Genomic DNA, 19,306 nt, shown 5'->3' on the forward strand with positions numbered 1-19,306 from the left:
TTAGTTTTCTACAAAACGGTAATTCCTGCCGCAACATAGGGTTGCAACATTTTGTCATCCGGGTCCAATTCTGTTATCAGGTAGTCGATCTGTTTCAATACGCATACCTGCAAAGCCTCAAAAGAGTTCAGCTTTTCGGAAATAGCCAGGCAAACCGTTTTGGCGGAAGCCGCAACCATGGCTTTTTTCAGCTCTACCACCTCCCAATCATTGTCGGTAATCCCTCGCTGAAGATCAATTGCATTGGTGCCCAGAAAGCAAAGATCAGCGTTTACCTCACGGATCTTTGAGAGCGCGCTGGCGCCAACCGTTATCCGGGCAGCTTTATTGACCTTGTCGCCAATCATAACCACATTGATATTGGGATGCGTAATATATACGTTCACGGCAGGAATGCTTCCTGTTATAAAAGTAGCTTTGAGCTGTGGCGGCAATTGCTTGGTCATTTCAATAATCGTTGTACCTCCGCTGGTCAATACATACATATTGTTTTGAATGAGCCGGATCGCCTTTTCTGCAATCTTCACCTTATTTGACCGGGAATACACATTGGACGAGTCAAACTTTACCTCGTTAAATGCCAGTGATAAGGCTCCTCCATGTACCTTAATCAGTTTTCCTGCCTGAGACAACTCATGCAGATCTCTCCGCACGGTGTCTTCTGACACGCCCATATCAACACACAAATTTGCGTTTACCACTTTATTATGCAAGTCCAGCCTATGCAGTATATAAGCCTGTCGTTCTTTCTTCAGCAAGTCAATTCGTTTTTATTAATACTAAGATAGAAAATATATTGCAAAAACCCGCATTTTTTTATAAAAACCCGCAAAATTATAGCCATGTTAAAACAACAAAGTTGCAAAAAGATGCAGAGGTGCAATTTGAAAATTTGGAAAATGTGGAAATGTGGAAATGGTTCATAGTCAATAGTTCATAGTTCATGGAGTACAAAACCAGATCCAACCTTAAACATTAAACCTTGAACTTGAAACAAAACTTTGAACGTTAAACTTGAAACAGCATTCAGCATTAAAAATATTCTCCCTATCTTTCGCGCCGCTATTACAAGTACCGCAATATGGCAAAGCAGCAGGTTACCGCAATATTGATCGCTCCCGAGAAAGCAGGGGAAAAACAAGGACTCTTACAAATATTATCCATCGATAAAAGCGCCAAGCCCCCGGTTTATGAAACCATCGGATTGGTCAATAAATCCATCAACAGCTTATTCAAACCCCTGCTTCCCCCCGATCCGGTTAAAGTACTGCTGGCCTTTGGCGAAGGCGGCATGGCCCGGACCCTGCCGGCAATAAGACATTACTTCGAAGTACAGGGAGGATCCGTTCCCTACCGCGCATTCCTGGAGCGGGAACTGGTAAAATATCATTACGATCTTTTTCGCCAGCTAAAGCCGTATTTCGACAAGATAAAATGGTACAACAGCAGCAAAGCCCCCCAAAACCGTTGGATAACTGCTCCCTGTGCAATCAGCAGCCACCGTCCCTATTTAAAGTTCACGGTTGCGGAAGCCGGTGGCCAGTACCTTATTGAGTCTGTAGTGGAAATCAACGGCACCGGCCACGCCCTGAAAGACCTCAAACGCCACTATTTCTTCCTGAAAAAAGAGCAGGAATATTTCCTGTTGTCGCTGACAGATCACCAGACCCTCGATTGGCTGGAAGGGGAAAGCGCTACTGCCCCGTATACACGGGAACAACTCGAAACCCTGCTGTCCCGGCTGGAAGGAAAATACCCGGTGCAACGCCATCTGCCGGAAGAAAGCCTGGCCATCAGCGTGCCTCCTGTACCCCGGGTATTACTGAGCGAACTGAGCAATACCTTCCTGATGCTAACCCCCCAGTGGACCTATGATGGCCATGCGGTGGAAGGCGCCTGGGAAGCACAAACCACCCTGCAGCAAAACGGCAATGCGGTTATTATTGAGCGTAACCGGGAAAAAGAGGAAGAGCTAAAAACCCTGCTGGAATCCTTTCATCCCCGTTTTGGGGAGCAGCGCAATGGCTATTATTACCTCCCGTTTGCGGAGGCGCAGAAACGGCAATGGTTTCAAAAAGTATATCATAAACTGCTGATTTCAGATATAGAAATCATTGGCATGGATATGCTGCAGCGTTTCCGGTTCTCTTCATTTTTACCGGAAACCCAAATGGAACTGGTTGAAGAAGACGCACAGTTTTATACCTACCGGTTTACGGTGCAGTTTGGGAAAGAAAAAATATCCGTGCATGAATTGCAAAAAACCCTTTGGGCCGGGCAAACCGCGGTGCTGCTAAAAGACGGCACACTGGGCCTGCTGAGCACGGACTGGATGCAGCAATACGCCACTATGCTCAAACACGGGAAAGCCCATCAGCAGCTACTAAAAGTGTCGCGATGGCTGCAGCTGTCCTTACAGGCAGATGGCGAAACCGGGTCTGTTAAAGCCGAACAGAAAACCTGGTGGCAGCGCTGGCGCAACTGGCAGCAGCACAAACCGGTGTATGCATTGCCCAAAACGGTGAATGCGGTTTTAAGACCCTACCAGCAACAGGGTTTTGAGTGGATGTGCCTGATGGCCGATGCCGGCGCCGGCGGCTGCCTGGCCGATGATATGGGACTGGGAAAAACGCTCCAGGCTATTTCTTTTTTATTGAGGATGCAGGAACAGTTTACCGGCGCACAAAGCCTGGTGGTATGCCCTGCCTCGTTGATTTATAACTGGGAACAGGAGCTGAAAAAATTTGCGCCCGGCCTGTCGGTAGTGGTTTATCATGGCGCTCAGCGGAACCCTGCTGCTATAAGCGACCCGTCCATACAGGTTTTCATCACCAGCTACGGCACCCTGCGGTCAGATGAGGGGCTGTTAACGGCCATTGCTTATAAAGTGGTTTTTATTGATGAGAGCCATAACATTAAAAATCCCGCGGCCCGGATTACCCAGGCCATCGGCAACATTAACGCGGATTACTGTTTTGCCCTGAGCGGTACACCGGTGGTCAACAATACCTTTGACCTCTATGCCCAGCTCAATACGGTGCTGCCCGGTGTTTTTGGCAGCCGCGAATTCTTTAAACGGGAATATGCAGACCCCATCGATCGTTTTGGAGACGAGACCAAACAACAGATGCTGCAAAAATTGACCGCTCCCTTCATTCTCAGAAGAACAAAGGAACAGGTGGCAACCGACCTCCCGGAAAAAACAGAAATGGTGCTTTGGTGCGATATGGAAGCGGAACAGCGCCAAGCCTACGAAAACCTGAAAGACCAGGTGCGGAGCAATATTTTTGCGGATATTAAACAGAACGGAATGGCGCGGTCCAAACTGAATGTGCTGGAGGGCATTTTAAAATTGCGGCAGGTATGTAATATGCCCCTGCTGGTAGAAGACGCAGAGCCCCGGTCGTCCGAATCCGTAAAAATGCGCCTGCTGTTTGCCGAACTGGAACAATTATTACCGGGCCATAAGGTGCTGGTGTTTTCCCAATTCACCAAAATGCTGGATATACTGGCAGCAGAATGCGCTCAAAAGAAAATAGCCTGTTTCCATTTTGATGGGCAAACCCCTCCGGCAAAACGTGCAAAAATGGTGGAAGATTTTCAACAGGACGACAGCAATACAAATCTCTTCCTGATCAGCTTAAAAGCGGGAAACGCAGGCCTCACACTTACCGCGGCCGACTATGTGTTTCTTTTTGACCCCTGGTGGAACGAAGCCGTGCAACAGCAGGCCATCGACCGTACGCACCGCATTGGTCAAACCAAAAGTGTTTTTGCCTATAAGATGATCTGCAAAGACAGCATCGAAGAAAAGATCCTGCAATTACAGGAACGCAAAAAAAAGCTGTCGGCCGAACTTATTTCAGCTGACGAAAGTTTTATAAAAAACCTGGAGCAGGAGGATGTGGAGTGGTTATTTGGATAAGGGGTAGCCATTACTGGTGTTGTGCGGGGATATGAAGTCCTGCAAAAACACCAGCAATTTTTCGCTGGTGCCTTGCCCCATCACGCACCCGGCTCAACACCAACGGAGGCAATGAACAATCGCTTTTTTATCCTTTGCCCGGCATAAAAGAAACGCAACTTTTCAAATTTTACCGGACAAGCAAAAATGAAACATAGGGCTTCCTGGGAGCAGTGGTTACCCCATTGTATCCGCAGGCAAAAACATTATACACACGGGTACTGGTAAAAGTACTGGAACTTGCATAGGTAGCAATGGGCGTAGTGGTAGCCGCACTGCCATTGAGCCGGAGTTTCCAGGTACGTGATTGCCCGCTGCGCACCGTAAACTGCTCCGTCATTTTCAAATACTCCACTCCCTGGGCAAGCAGGGTATCCGCTGTATGATTTGAAGCGCTGATACCATAGTATAAATCAACCTTAGGCACATTTGGCATCAGATTGATAAACCGGTAGCTACATTTTCCTGGCTCCGGCGTAACAAAATTTTCTTCTGTTACCACCAGTTTTGTATTTGCCGCTGTATCTGTAACATGCGCCACATAATTATTGCCGCCCACCACTGAAAGCGCCTGCTTGTAAAGAACGGCAGAATCAGTGCCGTTGTCTACAGCAAAAGGCATGATCACGGACAGCTCAATATTTCCAGGCTTCACCATTAAAAAATCCGGAGAGCTGTTGCCCCCGGTATTATACCCCCCGCCGGGGTAAGGCGTCCTTCCGGTAATTTTGCTGCTTACCCGCTCGCCATTTACTTTCAGTATGGCACTCCTGTTATCCTGGTATATTGAGGCGTAGTTGACCTTCAGCAACGCATATTCATTCGAGTACTTGATGGTATCGCCGTAGTCAATAACATTTTTTTTGCAATTTGACACAATCAACAGGAACGCAAGGGCGCTTATTAAGATCATTATTCTCCTTCTCATTTTTTTTATTTTTAATTAACTCCTGTTTAAGGAAGGCTAAACCATAACTCTTTTGTCATATAATCGGGATCCAGTCCACCCCACTTTTCCAGTTCTTTTGTATTCCACACATACTCGGAATTATAGCGGGGCCGGAACCGGTAGGCATACTTCCCTTTGTTTCTTGAGGAAAGTTGTCCCGCATCTAACTGCATATATTGGCGGTATATTGCCGGGTCGTAATGATATTTTCTCAGATCGCACCATTGCTCCATGGTTGCCCAACCCCACTGTGCAATATATTTTTGTCCCATAATATCCGCAAGGGTCAACTCTGCCGGGTTCTGGGCCACTTCTGTTGAAGCCAGGTAGGTATTGATTTCAGCCGATGTTATTTCGGCCACAACACCAGGTATAGTAGTCGTGTTTTTACCTGCAGTATCAATCTGTGGAACGGTTCTGCCATAGCGGTTGTAAAAGTCCATGTGCCCCTTTATTCCATTTATATAAGCGGTGTGGGCCTCCTGAGACTTGTTCTTATAAAACAAGGCTTCGGCTTTTGCAAACTGCAATTGCGTATAGGTCATGAGGGGAAATTTGGCTACATCCGTAAAAAGATAACGTCCTCTAAAGGTTGTTTCCCCGGGAGCAAGCGGACCGTAGGCCGTAAGGTTTGTTCCATTATTGGTAGTTCCAAGGGGTTCAGCCGCCAGGTATTCGCCGTAAGTATCTTTGGCGCTGCTGGGCGCCAGTAACCGGCTTAACCGCGGATCGGGCGAAGTTTTCATACCCTCTACGGGCGTTCCCCTTACCCCTCCGGTAAGATAACCAAGAATGGTAGTAGTTGGGCGGGCATAATAATCTGTTGGGCTATACAAATAATTGTAAGTAGGCCCCCAGGGATTGGTATCATCTGTGCTGGTGGCCGAATAGCGGATCAACGCCGATTCAGATTCATTTGCAAAGGAAAGATCCACATACTTCACCACACTGTCTGCATATTGTGTTTTAAATTCCGGTTTATTTACCAGGTGACTGTACTGCAGCGCCAGTAACCCGTAAAGGAATTTTTTCCATTTCAGTTTGTTTCCCTGGTAAATATTATCACCGGAGAAACTGGAAAGTTTGGAGCTGTAGTCCTGGGGACTGGTCATATCCAGGTATTGAAATGCGGTATCGGTCCATCTACGCACCTTGGCATATACTTCGGATTGATCATGATAGGGAAAGGCCAGGTATTTTTCGTCAAACGCTTCATCCAGAATGATGGGGCCGTATAAATCCGTTGTCATCTGGTAAGCCCATGCCTTTATAGCGTACCCAATCCCCACGTACTCGTATTTCTTATTCTGCTTTCCATCATTGATCATGTTCTCAAGATTCAGCCCCATATCAACATAGGTCATCCGCCACAGCACCCCTCCCACATCGCTGGCATCGGGGTATCCGTGCATCTCCCAGATCACTGAGGCGTTGTTGGCAGATGCGCCAACCATATCCTGTGTTACCTTCCATAAAACCCTGTAGTCCTGGGATAGGGCATTTGACATCTGGAAAATGATGGGTGGCAGCAAAAACTCGGCCTGTGTTTCCTGTGGCACTGCAGGGTTTGTATTTATATCCAACCATTTTTTGCAACTCTGCATACCAGCCAGGAATACCAGCAATATAGCAACGGTCAATATCTTTTTCATCTGTTTATTTTTTAATCCCTCTTATTAGTCAGATGGAATTCACCATAAAAACGATCATCGCTTTGGGTGTAAATTACCCGATCATTTTTATGGCTCATTTCATAATCCCTTATTATAATTTTAATTTCAAACCAAAATTCATTCCTATGGGCTTGCCTACATTACCATAGTCGATCCCAAACCCGCCAATACCCCCCAGGCCCGGCGTGTTGGCATTGCTCTCCGGATCGCCGGAGGAGTAGTTCGTAAACAGTACGGCATCTGTTAGGGTAACAAAAAGATTAACATTTGTAAATACCCCGGAGCGGTGCATCAACGACTGCGGTAAATCATAAGAAAGTGTCACATCTCTTAAACGAAGGGTTTTGATATTCTTTTCTACAAACATTTCGGGCGACACATTGGTAGTATAGTAAGCCGAAGTATAATATGGAGTAATGGCAATCGTATTGGGTGTAGGGTGGTCCGTGTTTTCTAACCCATCTTTCAGCACTCCCGTTATAATTCTTGGATTTTCCCGATCCAGTGTTTTTACGCTGATGCCCTTGGTGTAGGACTCGTATTCAGTACCATTCATTACGTCACCGCCATACCGCAGGTCCCAAAGGAAGGATAAATACCAGTTTTTATAGTTAAGCTGGTTCACCAGGCCCATATTGAATTTCGGTGTCCGGTCTCCTATTGGATAATACCGGGTATCAGAAGTCGTAGGCAATCCTGAAGAAGGGCTGATCAGGATATCGCCCCGGTCATTTTTTTCAAATCGCGTACCGCTTAGTACACCCGTGCTGTAACCCGGGTGCACGGCACTTCTTGTAGATCCCACTACCCAGGTATCCGATTCGTACAATTCGGGCAACTCGTTGGCCAGGGACAGCACCGTTCCCCGGTTGTGAGAGTAATTGAGGGTTATATTCCAGGAAAAGTCATTATTAACAACCGGCCTTCCTTTCAACTGTACTTCCATACCGCGGTTTCTTACCGTACCGCCATTGATTAATTTCAACACAAAACCGGTACCATAACTCAGCCGGGGGTTGATGATCTGATCTTTGCTCAACAGGTTATAAAAATTAATATCTGCCCCAATGCGGCCTTTCAGGAATTCCAGTTCAAGACCCGTTTCAAAGTTCTCTGACCGTTCGGGTTTCAGATCAGGATTTCCTCCATAATAAGAATATGCAAAGCCACCACCTGTATATCGCTTCGCCTCGTAATTGGTACCGGTCGAATACTCGCGCCAGGGCTCTTTACCGGTGATTGCATAGGAGGCCCTGAATTTACCATAGCTGATCCAGTGTACGGCTGATTTAAAACCCTTGATATCTGAAAAATTAAAGGCAACACTTGCCGATGGATAGGCAAAATAAGGATTATTAGGCATTAACCTGGACGCCGCATCTAACCGGCCCGAAAGGGTTAAATAGAGTATCGACTTATAGCCAAAAATATCCTGGGCAAAAGCGCCCATATTGCGGCGGCGGTTCACATAAAGCCGGGCCCTTTGTGTAGATGGCAGTGTATTATTAATACTATAAAAATCAGGATCAAACATATTTGTTCCCATCTGAGAATTTGTATTTGCATTAAAATCACTAAAGGTTCCTCCAATAATAAATATGTTGGAGAAGTTCCCAAACTTATGGTTAGCAGTTGCGGTCAATGAGCCGTTAATGATTTTTGTTAAATCGTCATAGGTCTCAACCCGGCCACCCGTAGGTGTGGCTGCGGAGCCTGAGCCCTTATAGGACTGTGCATGCTGCACCCGCAAGCCAGAGGTAGCGGCTATATCGGCTCCCACAATACCATTGATCCGTAACCAGGAGGCGGGTTTTAATTCCACATTCGTATTGGCTATCGTTCTGTTTACTTTATCCCAGTTAATGTTTTTATAGGCATCCCATAAAGGGTTGTCATATTCGCTATAAATACTTGCAAGGTGAAGGATCCGGTTCCCGAGCGCATCTTCATAATCCTTTACATCAAATGCAGAGCTAAAGCGCATCAGCTGCAATAAACTTCCATTTGCCCCCTTGTTTGCTTTATCGTTGGCCGAATGAATAAAATTGATGGAAGTGGTTATTTTAAGGATGGGCGTAATCTGTCCCACGCCTGTTAACCGGGTCGACAAGCGCTGGTACCGGGTATTCGGTATCGTGCCCCTTGAATCGGTATATTCATTGGACCACCGGTAGGTATATTTATCGGTTCCCCCGTCAAAAGAAAGATTATGCTTTTGTGTAAATCCTGTTTTAAAAAAGTTGTGGATATTGTCATATAATGTTACCGTATCAGCAAACCTTGGCCCATGAAAATTGGAGGTAGTACCGCTAAAAACCCCATTGGATCCCGAGTTATACACGTGTTGTATTTCCGGGAATTCGTAAATCTTTTCAACCCGGAAGGAGTTTGAATATGTAATGCTCCCTCTCCCCGCATGTCCCTTCTTTGTAGTAATCAGTATAGCGCCGCTGGCTCCTGCATTGCCGTACAAGGCTGTTGCCTCCGGCCCTTTCATGATGGTATAGTTCTCAATATCATTCGGGTTAATATCGAGCCCCCGGTTTGAATAATCCTGATCCCGGTTTGCTCCACCTGTTACCAGCTGGTTGGTTTGATTTAATGTAGTGTTATTTACCGGTACGCCATCAATAACAATTAATGCGTTGTTATCGCCGCTGATAGATACAAAACCCCGGAGAACGATCTGGGCTGAAGCGCCCGGATTACCGTTGGTGCTGTTAATGGACAGGCCGGGTACACGGCCCTGCAGCCCTCCAAAAAAATCATTGCGCTGGGTTTGAGATACATCATCACCGGCTACCGTGGGAGTTGAATAACCCAGGGTTTTACGCTGGCGGTCGATCCCATAAGCCGTAACCACCACTTCATCAAGGTCTTCCTTTCCTTTCTGCAAGGTTATATTTAACATTGCGCCATCGCCCACTTTGACCACCTGGGCCTGGTAACCAATATGGCTGACTTCAAGCTCTGCCCCTGCTGCCGCCTGGATGGAAAAAACTCCTTCGGTATTGGTGGTGGCCGCTCTTGCTGTTCCTTTAACCACAATGGTAACCCCTGCCAGGGGGTTGCCATCATCGGCCGTTACTTTTCCAACGATGGCTTTTGTTTGTGCCGATAGTCCATAAGAAATACTGCAGAAAAGGACAAGCAGCAATACGTTTAGTGAAACACATTTTCTCATACTTCTTATTTTGTTAATTTGATTTTTCAAACTGGCGGTCTGGCTTATTGGTTACCCCGCACCGCACAGACCGGGAAACCAGCACGGGGAGCCTCCCGGCTCAACAACACCAACCGCGGCAATAAAAGATCAATTACCCCAACCCGGGTTTTGCGTAAAACTTCCATCGGGATACAGCGCGATCTGCCCGGTTGGAATAGCCGAAAGATAGTTTTTGGGATCCGCAAAAGGCCGCGCCGCGCTGGCTGCATAGGGGGTTATATAACCGTTTGCATCGGTTTTTACCTGGCCATTGCCTGCCACTTTTGCGCCTTTAAATATATCGGGGTTGGTGGCATTATCCATATACTTACCCTTAGCCCACCGCATCAGGTCATCAAAACGGAATCCATCCAGCATCAGCTCTGTGCGGCGTTCCCGGCGCACTTCCCATAACAGGGATGTAATATTGGGGTCGGCATCCTTGCTCGGATCCGTAAAGGCAACACCACCTATCGCCGTACCCTGGCCGCCTACCACCTGCAACGCTGCCACGCCGGCCCGCGCTCTTAACTTATTGACCGATTTATCCAGGTCGCCCGGTGTTATAGTATACTTTCCCATACGGTCCAGTTCGGTACAGGCTTCCGCATAGTTCAGCAATACTTCCGGAAGGCCAAAGATGGGTGCATCGGTTGTATTATTGGGAGCCAGCTGGGCATCGCTGGGCTGCAGGAACTTGGCCGGCCGGTAACCCGTGCTGGAGCTTAATCCCCCCACCAGTTTCCCCTGGTAACACAAAAAGTCACTGATCGTTTCCAATAGGCGCTTGTCGCGGTTAGCCCGCACGTGGATGAGCGTGTCATCTCCCTGGTAGGAAGAGGAAAGGCTAATAGGAAGCCCGTCCGTACACAAATAAGCTTCCACCGCATTTTTGGATAAGCCTTTCATAACCGTTGAACTGTTGGTAAACCCGATAACGGAATGTCCAAGGAATCCCGCCAGGTACTGCTTATACAGGATTACCTGTTTATTACCGTTCAGGTCCAGAGAATTGTAGGTTGTCTGGTAATCCGCATTCAAGGTATACCCTGCAGGGGAGCTCATCAGTTTTTCCGAGGCTGTTTTAGACGCCTGTAAATACAGATCGGCATTGGTCACTGCGGGATCGGCGTGATAAATACGATAGGTACCTTCATACAAACCTACCCGCGATAATAATGCAAGCGCTACATCCTGGTTAACAGTATTTGCCTGGTCTTTAACACGCAGGTTTGCAACGGCAAAATTCAGATCCGCCAGCACACTATCCATTACCAGCACCCGACTGTCCCTTGGTTTGTAGATCTTCTCCACATCTGCCAGATCAAGATAGGTATTGAAAAAAGGAACGCCCCCAAAGGTCTTCACCAGGTTGAAATAGGTCATGGCCCTGAAGAATTTTGCTACACCTTTCCAGTGATTCTTTGCCTCGTCCGGAATGGACATTCCATCAATGCGGGCCAGCATCAGGTTGGCCTTGCGTACCCAGTAAAAATTCCAGGCACCGCTGCTGGCCGGTGCATTGGCTGCAAAGATCTGCAGACTGGGATCTGCCTGGTCATCATTAAAAGAGGTAAAATAAAAATCGCCCTGGCCGCTCCCGTTGCCATAGCCCGGAAACAGGGAATAAAATTCCCAGGCATAGGCCCGTAAATTGTCTTCGCCGGTCCAGAAATCAGCATCACTGAAACTATCGAGCGGACGTTTATCGATATACTTTGCACAGCCGGAGGCTGCAACAATAAAAAACGATGCTATGAACAATAATTTATTAAAAGAATTCATGGTATGCTGATTTTATTGAAAGTTAATTTGTACTCCAAATGAAAAGGTCCGGGCAATAGGCCATGTCCTTCCGGTAAACCCTGCTGTTGTGCTTGTGTCATAAGCCTCCGGATCTATGGGAAGATATTTATCCTTTATGGTAACCAGGTTCTCACCGCTTGCATAAACCCTTACTTTCTGAAAATGATATTTTGCCAGCAGATCATAAGGCAATGTGTACCCGATGGTAAGGTTCTTCAGCCGCGCATAAGCCAGGTTTAACAGGTATTTCGTCTGCGGATAAAAATTATTGGAACCCGCCGGCAGGCCGCTCACCGTTCCACCCTGGTTATTAGGATAGGGATTGGGGAAGCGGGCATTGGGATTTTCGGGAGTCCAGTAGTCTACCTGGTCGGCATACAAAATATCGGTTCCCTGGTACATCGGAATCACCACATTACCCAGCCCCCAAACATTTTGTTTTCCTATGCCCTGGAAAAACAGATCCAGATCAAAATTTTTATAATTGCCTCCTAATCTTCCATTAAATATATACCGGGGCCGGGTATTGCCTATTATTTTTAGATCTCCGTGATCGGAAGCAGATCCCCTGCCGCCATCAATTTGCGCATCCCCATTCAAATTTTTGTATTTGATATCACCCGGGCCATATACAAAGTTCCCGGTTTGAAGGTTTTTCTGACTGGCTATGCCCGGAGCATACCCGGTAATTTTTCCATCACCATCCTTCACAAAATCAGCATCTGTAAAATACCGGTCGGTCTCAAAGCCCCATATATCACCATAGGTGGAACCCGAATAATTATTGTTGATCAATTGCGAAGGATTATACCATTTTGTTACCACGGTTTTATTGTCCGAAAAACCAAGCATTCCGTAAAGCGATAAATCATTATTCACCGGCAGATGCCCGTTGATGCTGATCTCATATCCACGGGTGCGCAGGGCTCCGTCATTCCTTTTCGGATTGAGGTCCGGCAGACCGGCGGGCCCGCCCGATGTTCCAAAAGCGCCCGGCAAAACTACTGTTGTAATCATGGCATCGGTAGTGCGCTGGTACCAGTCAAACGTTACCGAAAGGTTGTTGTTCTTAAAGAAACTAAAATCGGTTCCTATGTCGATCGACTGTACTTTTTCCCAAAGCAGGTCTTTAGGCACTGCCCGCGGAGACGAAACCCCCTGTGCCCAGTTGTTGTTGGCCATCCAGTACCCGCTTGTATTGAACATGGAGGGAACAAAGAACTGATTTCCGCCAAATTCCTGGTTTCCAACGGCTCCCCAGGAAGCGCGCACCTTCCAGTCGTTGAGTACGGGCTTCAGCGATTGCATAAACTTTTCTGAACTGATCCGGTAGGCCCCGGACAAACCGGAAAAGAATCCCCAGCGGGTTGCCAGCGGAAACGATGAAGACCCGTCATAACGCCCCATTAGCTCCAGGATATATTTTTCTTTATAATCATAATTCAACCTGCCGAAGAAGCCCGCATAAGCGCGATTGCCATGGCTGCTGCTGGCAAACTGATCGCCTGTTGCCAGGTTTAGCTCTCCTTTGTTAGGATCCAGCAAATTTCTGCGGGAAGCTGAAATGCTAAGGTTCTCAAAATCTTCTGTATTCGCTCCGCCCATTATTTTAAAATGATGATCACCGAATCCCCTCGTATAGGTCAGAAAGGCATTAAATGAATTCTGTCCAACCCTTGAAGCATTGTAGGCGGCCACATTTTGCGAAGCCAAAGAAATATCCGTCAGGGCAGAGCTAAGGTTATTGGGATCTGGAACTGCGGCCCAGTTGTTCAAAACCTTTACGGGCCCACCCACCTGGTGGCTGATCACATTATCCTTTCCTACAACATAGTTCACATTCAACTCCAGGCCTTTTAACAGCTTCATGGTTGTAGTTAACTCCACCCGGGTGTAGTTATCAATCGTAGAAGACGGATGCGCCGCATTAAGGTATCCGGGCACATTGCGGAAGTACTGCCCGTTATAGGTTCCATAGGGCCAGTAAGCGCCCCAGCGGTACATATAATAAAAATAATCCTGGTAGCCATACGGAGCGGTGTATTCAAAATTCCGATACATCGACTTGATGCCCACCGTCCACCATTTCGTAATGTCTACGTTTACCCCGCCAACGAGGTTGTATTTTTTGATATTATCCGGGTTCATTTTAAACATACCGCCCTGGTTATTATAACCTGCCGATACATAATAGGACACCCGGTCGCCGCCACCAGTAATACTGAGTGTCTGGTTAGACTGTGGCATAGTGCGGAACATGATCTTGTTCACATCCCACACTTTGTAGAAATAGAAAATTTTATCAATCACATCAAAGTCCTGGCCTTTGATCATTTCCAAACCGGTGTTGGTGCTTTTATATTTTTGCTCCCAGGTCTGAATTCCGGTCAGCAAGGTTTTGAGCTGCATTCCAAAGGACTCTGGCGATGCGGTACCCGCCCGCTGTGCCGCCGAAATGATTCCGGGAAGCTCTTTAACAGGATTTGCAAACTGGGGCAGGCTGATGGCCTTGGCCCAGGAAAAATTACTATTGAGGCTCACAAAGGGCTTCTGGTTCCGTTTTCCCTCTTTCATCTTGATCAACACCACTCCAAAAGCAGCCCGGGTTCCATAAATAGCCGCGGAAGTAGCATCTTTTAATACCGATATACTGGCAATATCATTTGGGTTAATAATGCTCAGATCCTGGGTTTCGATATTATCCACCAAAATTAATGGCCTTCCCCCGCCGGTTGAATTAATCGACCCGATGCCTCTTATATTAAAATCAGCGGTACTGGTTAAGCCCCCGTTCTTATACATAATATTCAAACCCGGAACGGCGCCTTGCAAGGCCCGCATGGGATCGGCAATAGGGCGGTTGGTAAATGTTTTTTCAACATCTACCGTGGCAACGGCATCCGAAAGGTTGCTTTTCTTCTGGCTGCCATATCCCACTACCACTATATTCTCCAGCTCCCCGGTACTTGTAGCCAATACCACATTTACAATACGGGACGCCCCTACTACAATGTTCTTATCAACAAAACCGATAGCAGAAACAGAAAGACTGTCCCCCGCATCGCCCAACAATTCAAAATGCCCCGTTGAATCCGTAGCAGTTCCCTGTCCTGTTTTTATGGCAATAACAGTAGCGCCGGGTATCGGGGCCCGCCCATCGCTTGTTACTATTCCCGTAACCTTGCCGGATTGACCAAAGGCAATCGCTGACATAAGGTTACAAAACAAAAATGCCAGCAGACGTGAATATTTATTCATTTGAAATTTGTTTTCTTATTTTTTACAAAACCGTTATCCCTGCCTTTACGTAAGGTTGCAGCAACTGATCATCCGGATCCAGCTCCGTAACCAGGTAATCGATCTTTTTAAGTGTGCACACCTGCAAGGCCTCAAAAGAGTTCAGTTTCTCTGCAATTGTTAAACATACCGTTTTAGCGGAAGCCGCAATCATGGCCTTCTTCAATTCCACTACCTCCCAGTCACTGTCGGTAATACCCCGCTTCAGGTCAATGGCATTGGTACCCAAAAAGCACAGATCAGCGTTTACCTCCCCGATCCTTGCAATGGCGCTGGCGCCTACGGTAATTTTGGACTCTTTGTTTACCTTATCCCCCACCACCACCACATTAATGTTGGGATGCGCGATATAGGCATTCAGTGCAGGAATACTTCCGGTTATAAAGGTGGCCCGTAGCTGAGGTGGCAGCCGTTTGGCCATCTCAATGATCGTCGTTCCACCACTCGTAAGCACGTACATATTTTCGCGGAGCAGCCCAATCGCCTTCTGTGCAATGACCGCTTTCTGCGTTTGAGAATATACGGGACTGCTGTTAAAATGCACTTCATTAAACGCCAGCGATAAGGCCCCGCCGTGTACTTTAATCAGCCGGCCGGCCTCCCCAAGCTCCTGCAGATCCCTGCGCACCGTGTCTTCAGATACTTTCATATCTACACAAAGCTTCGCGCTCAATACCTTGTTATGCAAATCCAACCGGTGAAGAATATATGCTTGTCGTTCTTTTTTTAACACAACCGTTAATTTATTCCTAAAGATAAATAAGAAAACAGCAAAAAGTCGCAAAACTTCAAAAAAAAAAGCAAAAAGCAGGAAAAAGCGGCACTGTTGCCACGAAGCCTCAAAGACACAAAAACACACGAAGAAATAAATTGCCTGCCCCTTTTGTGTTTCTTAGTGGCTTAGTGTTTTTGTGGCCTACTCAACCTAAAATTGTCTTATATTTGATAACAAAAGTTGCATAAACAACTATTTTTAATCGCTACTGAGCAAAGGATAAAAAGTGACGGAATTATACGGGGCAAAGGATGGTATCGGGACAAAGCATCTCCAGCAATGCAGCACAAATTTATCCGGAACGCAGTATCATAAAATCAACACTATGCAGGAAGCATATATCGTTGCCGGCTACCGTACTGCCGTAGGTAAAGCCAAAAGGGGCGGGTTCCGTTATTATCGCCCGGACGATCTGGCCATTACGGTGATCAAAGAACTGATGGCTTCGGTGCCGCAGCTGGAGCCCGGCCGGGTAGATGACGTACTGGTAGGCAATGCCGTACCGGAAGCCGAACAGGGGTTGCAGGTAGGGCGCATTATTGCGGCCCGTGCCCTGGGTATTGAAGTTCCCGGTGCCACCATCAACCGGTACTGCGCCTCAGGACTGGAAACCATTGCAATGGCCACCGCCAAGATCCGTACCGGCCAGGCCGACTGTATTATTGCCGGTGGTACAGAAAGCATGAGCATGGTGCCTGCCTCCGGGTGGAAAACCGTTCCCTCCTACTCCATCGCCAGCGATGAACCGGACTACTATCTCAATATGGGTTTAACCGCTGAAGCCGTTTCCAAAGAATTTAACATCAGCCGTGAAGATGCCGATGCCTTCAGCTACCAGTCGCACCGGAAAGCGATACACGCCATACAGAACGGGCACTTTAAAGAAGGCATCCTGCCCATAGAAGTGGAAGAGGTATATATAGACCCAAATGGAAAGCGGCAGGTAAAGAAATTTATGGTAGATACGGATGAGGGTCCCCGCGCCGATACATCGCTGGAAGCCTTGCAAAAATTAAAACCGGTTTTTGCCGCCAACGGGGTGGTTACCGCAGGCAATTCCTCACAAACCAGTGATGGTGCCGCCTTTGTGGTGGTAATGGGCGAAAAGATGATGAACGAATTGCAGCTACAACCCATCGGCCGCCTGGTAGCCAGCGCCGTTGCCGGGGTGCACCCGCGCATTATGGGCATCGGGCCGGTGGCCGCCATACCAAAAGCATTGAGCCGTGCTGGTTTTAAACTGGGCGATATCGACCTCATTGAATTAAATGAAGCTTTTGCAGCACAGTCACTGGCGGTGATCCGGCAAACAGGCCTGAACCCCGATATTGTTAATATTAATGGAGGCGCTATTGCACTGGGGCATCCCCTGGGCTGCACTGGCTGCAAGCTCACTATTCAAATACTCGGTGATCTGAAACGGCTGCACAAAAAGTATGGCATGGTTACCGCTTGTGTGGGCGGCGGGCAAGGCATTGCCGGCATCATTGAACGGCTTTGATTTTTTTTGAGTGCTTTCAAAGATCCGGTAAGCATTTTTTTGGGCCGGACGGCAATGCATCTGGCAGCGATCTTGCGACGCTCCGTTCATTTCTTCTGCAACGCTCATCCCATTCACTATCCACTTCTCACCATTGACCATTCTCTTCTCACCATTGACTATCCACTTCTCACTATTGACCATTCTCTTCTCACCATTGACCATTCACTTCTCACTATTGACCATTCTCTTCTCACCATTGACCATTCACTTCTCACTATTGACCATTCTCTTCTCACCATTGACCATTCACTCCCCCCATGTCCAAACCCTTTACAAAAACGCTCAATCTCGCCAATATTGTAAAACAGCTCTGGCCCTTTGTAAGGCCTTTCCGCGCTATGATTTTTGGCACGCTGGCGCTTACCCTGGTGGGGTCCCTTGCTGCACAGGTAAACCCGCTTATCCTGAAGTATACCGTTGATCATGTAGACCTGCTGCTTCAAAAAACCGACCCCATGCCGGAAGGGCTGCGGCTCTTACTTTATATTTCTATAATCCTGTTCACCAAAGAAATTGTAAATATCTTTATTCAGTTTGGACAAAAATTTTATGGCGAAAAGATCCGGATCAATGTAAGCAGTCTCCTTTCGGAAGCCGCCATTAAAAAAATTCTCAGTTACGGAATGGCCTTTTACGCAGCGCCGGAAAATCAGTCGGGGCGCCTGCAAACAAGGATCGACCGTGGCGTGGAAAGTCTGACCCGGCTGGTACAAAACTTTTTTATTGATATCCTGCCCCTGTTTTCCAATGCCATCCTCGCATTGGTGATCATGTACCTGGCCAATGTAAAAGTAGGACTGGTGGCAACAGTGATCCTTCCGGCCTATTTTTATGTAAGCAGCAAACAGGCAAAAAAACTGCAGGGCGTGCGCCGGCAATTAAGGCGGGGCAGGGAAAACAAGAACAACGGCCTGCTGAACCTTATTGAATCCATTACCGTCATCAAGAGCTTCGTACGGGAATCCTATGAAGAAAAAAACAGCTCGACATACAGGATCAGCTTACGCAGGACCAGCTTTATACCCGTAAGACCAATTTCCGTTATGATGGTATCAAATCCTTTATTGAACAGATCGGCGTGGTATTCATTATCATCCTAACCACCTACCTGGTGCTGGGCCACCAGATCAGCATTGGTGCCATCATGCTGCATATTATGCTTTTCAATAATGTATCGGCCCCCATCCGTCAGCTGCACCGTATCTACGATGAGGTAAATGATGCGCTTATTTATGCTGAAGCCTACTTCCAGATACAGGATGCAGAAGAAGCCACCGAACAATCCGGCTCCTATAAAGAAGAAGTGGTAAAGGGCCACTTTGAAATACAGCAGGTAAACTTTACCTACCCCAATGGCACTAAAGCCCTGCACAACATTACATTGAAAATTGAAGGAGGAAAAACCACTGCGCTGGTGGGGCTGAGCGGAGCCGGCAAAAGCACCGTGCTCAACCTGCTTAACAAATTTTATACGCCAGACAGCGGCTCCATTACCCTGGACGGGATTGATCTCAGCGCCTATAATAACCAGGTACTCAGAAGCGAAATTGGCCTGGTACTGCAAAAGAACCATATTTTCAAAGGCTCTATTGAAGATAATATCCGCTATGGAAATATGAGTGCCACAAAAGAAGCCATCATCGCCGCCGCACAAAAAGCCAGCCTGCACCAGCAGATCATGGAGTTGCCGCAGCAATATGAAAGTGATGCTCAGCTGTTAAGCGGCGGTCAGCAGCAGCGCATCGCCATTGCCCGGCTGTTCCTGAAAGATCCGCCCGTGATCTTTTTAGATGAGCCCACCGCAAGCCTGGATGCAATTGCTACTGAACAAATAAAGAACAGCCTCGATGCCATCAAGCAAAACAGAACGGTGGTCATCATCTCCCACTCCATCTCCCAGATCATTGATGCCGACAGGATCTATGTTCTCAACCAGGGACAGACGGTAGAAACCGGCACGCACGAACAACTTGTTGCTTTGAACGGTACCTACCGCCAAATATTTGATGCTTCCGCACGCAGCCTTAATATTGCCCGGATAGCACAGACATATCAATAGTCCAAAACATTTAACTTTCATTAACAGCCGTTAGC

12 protein-coding genes are annotated in these 19,306 nt (G+C 47.4%); 5 read left to right on the forward strand and 7 right to left on the reverse strand.

What is annotated here, in order from left to right; genetic code table 11:
- Positions 1 to 8: 8 nt before the first annotated feature.
- Entirely contained in the window at positions 9 to 701 is a 693-nt protein-coding gene (locus GGU45_RS13925; protein ID WP_435225781.1) for a DeoR/GlpR family DNA-binding transcription regulator, read from the reverse strand.
- Here GGU45_RS13925 and GGU45_RS13930 point away from each other — a divergent pair.
- Both GGU45_RS13930 and GGU45_RS13935 read left to right on the forward strand, forming a co-directional pair.
- The gene (locus GGU45_RS13930) at positions 689 to 940 is read left to right on the forward strand and encodes a hypothetical protein (RefSeq protein WP_435225785.1); all 252 of its coding nucleotides are present in this window, start codon (positions 689 to 691) and stop codon (positions 938 to 940) included. The two genes, GGU45_RS13925 and GGU45_RS13930, sit on opposite strands and share 13 nt — an antisense overlap.
- Positions 941 to 2,350: 1,410 nt before the next feature.
- Positions 2,351 to 3,925 carry a DEAD/DEAH box helicase gene (locus GGU45_RS13935; protein WP_435225783.1) on the forward strand — a complete coding sequence of 525 codons (1,575 nt, stop codon included), beginning with the start codon at positions 2,351 to 2,353 and terminating at the stop codon, positions 3,923 to 3,925.
- 169 nt (positions 3,926 to 4,094) lie between these two features.
- On the opposite strand, the gene GGU45_RS13940 is transcribed toward GGU45_RS13935, so the two are convergent.
- The 6 genes from GGU45_RS13940 to GGU45_RS13965 all read right to left on the reverse strand — a co-directional run bounded on the left by GGU45_RS13940 (position 4,095) and on the right by GGU45_RS13965 (position 15,627).
- The gene (locus GGU45_RS13940; RefSeq protein ID WP_435225673.1) at positions 4,095 to 4,892 is read right to left on the reverse strand and encodes a DUF4397 domain-containing protein; all 798 of its coding nucleotides are present in this window, start codon (positions 4,890 to 4,892) and stop codon (positions 4,095 to 4,097) included.
- 26 nt (positions 4,893 to 4,918) lie between these two features.
- Positions 4,919 to 6,565 carry a SusD/RagB family nutrient-binding outer membrane lipoprotein gene (locus GGU45_RS13945; RefSeq protein ID WP_435225675.1) on the reverse strand — a complete coding sequence of 549 codons (1,647 nt, stop codon included), beginning with the start codon at positions 6,563 to 6,565 and terminating at the stop codon, positions 4,919 to 4,921.
- A 112-nt stretch (positions 6,566 to 6,677) separates the two neighbouring features.
- Positions 6,678 to 9,770 carry a SusC/RagA family TonB-linked outer membrane protein gene (locus GGU45_RS13950; RefSeq protein WP_435225677.1) on the reverse strand — a complete coding sequence of 1,031 codons (3,093 nt, stop codon included), beginning with the start codon at positions 9,768 to 9,770 and terminating at the stop codon, positions 6,678 to 6,680.
- A gap of 129 nt (positions 9,771 to 9,899) precedes the next feature.
- Positions 9,900 to 11,576, reverse strand: a complete 1,677-nt coding sequence (locus GGU45_RS13955) for a RagB/SusD family nutrient uptake outer membrane protein (RefSeq protein ID WP_435225679.1) — start codon at positions 11,574 to 11,576, stop codon at positions 9,900 to 9,902.
- 12 nt (positions 11,577 to 11,588) lie between these two features.
- Entirely contained in the window at positions 11,589 to 14,855 is a 3,267-nt protein-coding gene (locus GGU45_RS13960) for a SusC/RagA family TonB-linked outer membrane protein (RefSeq protein WP_435225681.1), read from the reverse strand.
- Between the two features lie 22 nt (positions 14,856 to 14,877).
- Positions 14,878 to 15,627, reverse strand: coding sequence for a DeoR/GlpR family DNA-binding transcription regulator (locus GGU45_RS13965; RefSeq protein WP_435225683.1), 750 nt, complete (start codon positions 15,625 to 15,627; stop codon positions 14,878 to 14,880).
- Positions 15,628 to 15,895: 268 nt separating this feature from the next.
- Here GGU45_RS13965 and GGU45_RS13970 point away from each other — a divergent pair, with 268 nt between their 5' ends.
- From GGU45_RS13970 to GGU45_RS13980, 3 genes are all read left to right on the forward strand, one after another.
- Entirely contained in the window at positions 15,896 to 17,170 is a 1,275-nt protein-coding gene (locus tag GGU45_RS13970) for an acetyl-CoA C-acyltransferase (protein WP_435225685.1), read from the forward strand.
- Positions 17,171 to 17,469: 299 nt separating this feature from the next.
- Positions 17,470 to 18,312 carry an ABC transporter transmembrane domain-containing protein gene (locus GGU45_RS13975; RefSeq protein ID WP_435225687.1) on the forward strand — a complete coding sequence of 281 codons (843 nt, stop codon included), beginning with the start codon at positions 17,470 to 17,472 and terminating at the stop codon, positions 18,310 to 18,312.
- Positions 18,291 to 19,271 (forward strand): ABC transporter ATP-binding protein, encoded by a 981-nt coding sequence (locus GGU45_RS13980; RefSeq protein WP_435225689.1) that lies wholly within the window; start codon positions 18,291 to 18,293, stop codon positions 19,269 to 19,271. The genes GGU45_RS13975 and GGU45_RS13980 overlap by 22 nt, the downstream gene beginning before the upstream one ends.
- The last annotated feature ends 35 nt before the right edge of the window (positions 19,272 to 19,306 follow it).

Origin of the sequence: Niabella hirudinis (assembly GCF_051201075.1) — a bacterium.
GTDB lineage: Bacteria > Bacteroidota > Bacteroidia > Chitinophagales > Chitinophagaceae > Niabella > Niabella hirudinis.